2 protein-coding genes are annotated in these 2,992 nt (G+C 59.8%); both read left to right on the forward strand.

Translation table 11 applies throughout. The annotated features are described in order from the left end of the window. Positions 1-24: 24 nt before the first annotated feature. Entirely contained in the window at positions 25-798 is a 774-nt protein-coding gene (locus AAAB16_RS02760; protein ID WP_340661958.1) for a 3-hydroxybutyrate dehydrogenase, read from the forward strand. Between the two features lie 193 nt (positions 799-991). Next, positions 992-2,947, forward strand: a complete 1,956-nt coding sequence (locus tag AAAB16_RS02765; RefSeq protein WP_340661957.1) for an acetoacetate--CoA ligase — start codon at positions 992-994, stop codon at positions 2,945-2,947. Positions 2,948-2,992 lie beyond the last annotated feature (45 nt).

The raw sequence follows: 2,992 nt of genomic DNA on the forward strand, positions 1-2,992 counted from the left end.
CCACTGGCATTGTGTGAGGTATTCATGACGACTCTTTCGGGCAAAACCGCACTGGTTACCGGCTCCACCAGCGGCATTGGCTTAGGCATTGCCCTGGTCCTGGCCAAAGCCGGCGCTAATCTGGTGCTCAACGGCTTTGGCGATGCCAGCGCAGCCATTAATGAGGTGGGCGCATTTGGCGGCAAGGTTGGCCATCACCCGGCGGATGTGTCCAAGGTGAACGAAATCGAAGACTTGATCGCCTACGCCGAACGCGACTTTGGCGGCATCGACATTCTGGTTAACAACGCTGGCATCCAATACGTCGCGCCGGTAGAAGAATTTCCCGTCGAGCGTTGGGACGCCATTATCGCCATCAACCTGACCTCGGCCTTCCACACCACCCGCCTGGCCCTGCCCGGCATGCGTGAGCGCAACTGGGGGCGCATCATCAATATCGCCTCCGCCCACGGCCTGGCCGCCTCGGCCGGCAAAAGCGCCTACGTCGCCGCTAAACATGGGCTGGTGGGCCTAAGCAAAAGCGTGGCTCTGGAAACCGCCACCACCGGCGTCACCTGCAACGCCATCTGCCCCGGCTGGGTGCTGACGCCACTGGTACAAAAACAAATCGACGACCGCGCCCAAGCCACTGGCGATGCCCAACAGGCACGGCATGACCTGCTCGCAGAAAAACAGCCCTCGCTGGATTTCGTCACGCCGGAACAATTGGGCGAATTAGCGTTGTTTTTATGCAGCGATGCCGCTGTGCAGGTGCGTGGCGCAGCGTGGAATATGGATGGCGGGTGGTTGGCGCAGTAACCCCGGTAAAACGCTGGTGCGCACAGCACACCCTACCCTCGCAGCTCGTAGGGTGTGCTGTGCGCACCAAGGGGCAATACCTGACCAGCAGGCTGAGCCGTTATTTTGCAGGAACCGCCTCAAGCGAAACGGCGTCAACTACGGTGATGGTTAGCCGCTAAAATCACGCCACGCTCCGCTCAGGACTTCAGCTATGACCCAGCCCCTCTGGACACCCTCCCCAGCCCGCGTCGCCGCCACCCAGATGGACGCCTTCCGCCGCTTTATCAATAGCCGTCATCACCTTGAGCTGGCCGACTATCCGCAGCTGCATGCGTGGAGCGTGTCTGAGCGCGAGGCGTTTTGGCAGGCGATTGTCGATTTCTTTGCTGTGCGTTTTAGCACCCCGGCGCATGGGGTGTTGGAAGAAGGCGTGCACATGCCCAGTGCCCGCTGGTTCCCAGGCTCCACACTGAACTTTGCTGAGCACTTGCTGCGCCGCCGCGATGAGCACCCGGCGCTGGTGGCCATTGCGGAGGATGGCGGCCGTGAGGTGCTGACCTATCGCGAGTTGGCCGCGCAGGTGGCGGGGCTGCAAAAGGCGTTGGCGGCAGTCGGCGTCGGCCAGGGTGATCGGGTGGCGGCGGTGATGCCCAATACCTGGCAAACGGTGGTGGGCATGCTCGCTACCACAAGCCTCGGCGCAACCTGGTCGTCTTGCTCGCCGGACTTTGGTACCCAAGGGGTGATCGACCGTTTTGGTCAGATTGAGCCTAAGGTGCTGATCGCCGCAGGCGGTTATCGCTATGCCGGCAACAGCATTGACCAGACCGACAAGCTCAATGAAATTCTTGCGCAGATGCCAACATTGCAGCAGCTAGTGGTGGTGCCTTATTCCCGTCCTGAGGCACGCGTGGAGGACTATCAGAGCAACGCCAAGGTGGCGCTCTGGAGCGAGTTTTTCCAACCTGGTGGCGAGCCGAAGTTCACCCAGGTGGCCTTTGATCATCCGCTGTATATCCTCTATTCCAGCGGCACCACCGGCGTGCCCAAGTGCATTGTGCATGGCACCGGCGGTGTGCTGCTGCAGCACCTGAAAGAACACGGTTTGCACACCGACCTCACGGCCGACGACACGCTGTTTTACTACACCACCTGCGGCTGGATGATGTGGAATTGGTTGGTCTCAGGCTTGGCCATCGGCGCCACACTGGTGCTGTTTGATGGTTCTCCGTTCCAACCCGGGCCAGAACGTTTGATGGACCTGATCGACGCCGAAAACATCAGCATTTTCGGCACCAGCGCCAAGTACCTGGCAGCGTTGGAAAAGGCTGAAGTCGAGCCTGCCAAAAGCCACTCGCTCAAGGCGCTAAAAACCATTTTGTCCACCGGCTCGCCGCTGTCCCACGAGAGTTTTGATTACGTGTACCGCGCCTTTAAAGCCGAGGTGTGCCTGTCGTCTATTTCCGGCGGCACCGATATCGTTTCCTGCTTTGCCTTGGGTAATCCGGTGTTGCCGGTATACCGCGGCGAAATCCAGTGCAAGGGCCTGGGCATGGCGGTCGAAGTGTGGAACGACGACGGCAAACGCCTGATCGGCGAAAAAGGCGAGTTGGTGTGCAGCAAGCACTTCCCGAGTATTCCGGTGGTGTTCTGGAATGACAAAAACGACGAGAAATTCCGCGCCGCTTATTTCGAGACCTTCCCCGGCATCTGGGCCCATGGCGACTACGCCGAAGAAACCTCGCGCGGCAGCCTGATTATTCATGGCCGCTCAGATGCCGTGCTTAACCCCGGTGGCGTGCGCATCGGCACCGCGGAAATCTATCGGCAGGTGGAAAAGGTCGAAGAGGTACTGGAGTCCATCGCCATCGGCCAACAATGGCAGGGCGATGTGCGTGTGGTGTTGTTTGTGCGGCTGCGCGAGGGGGTTACGTTGGATGAGGCGCTGCAAAGCCGCATCTGCGAGGTAATCCGCGCTAACACCACGTCACGGCACGTACCGGCCAAGGTCATTGCCGTAGCGGATATTCCCCGCACCATCAGCGGCAAAATCGTCGAATTGGCGGTGCGTAATGTGGTGCATGGCCAGCCGGTGAAAAACACCGATGCGCTGGCCAACCCTGAGGCATTGCAGTTGTTTGCAGACCTGGATGAACTGCAAACGTAGGGTGTGCTATACGCGCCTAGCGTTTTGCTCGCACACCACACCATT

This window comes from Pseudomonas sp. (assembly GCF_037994325.1).
Classification (GTDB): domain Bacteria; phylum Pseudomonadota; class Gammaproteobacteria; order Pseudomonadales; family Pseudomonadaceae; genus Aquipseudomonas.

Coding starts and splice junctions, on each gene's coding strand:
- AAAB16_RS02765 (WP_340661957.1), top strand. CDS start 992: ATGACCCAGCCCCTCTGGACACCCTCCCCAGCCCGCGTCGCCGCCACC.
- AAAB16_RS02760 (WP_340661958.1), top strand. CDS start 25: ATGACGACTCTTTCGGGCAAAACCGCACTGGTTACCGGCTCCACCAGC.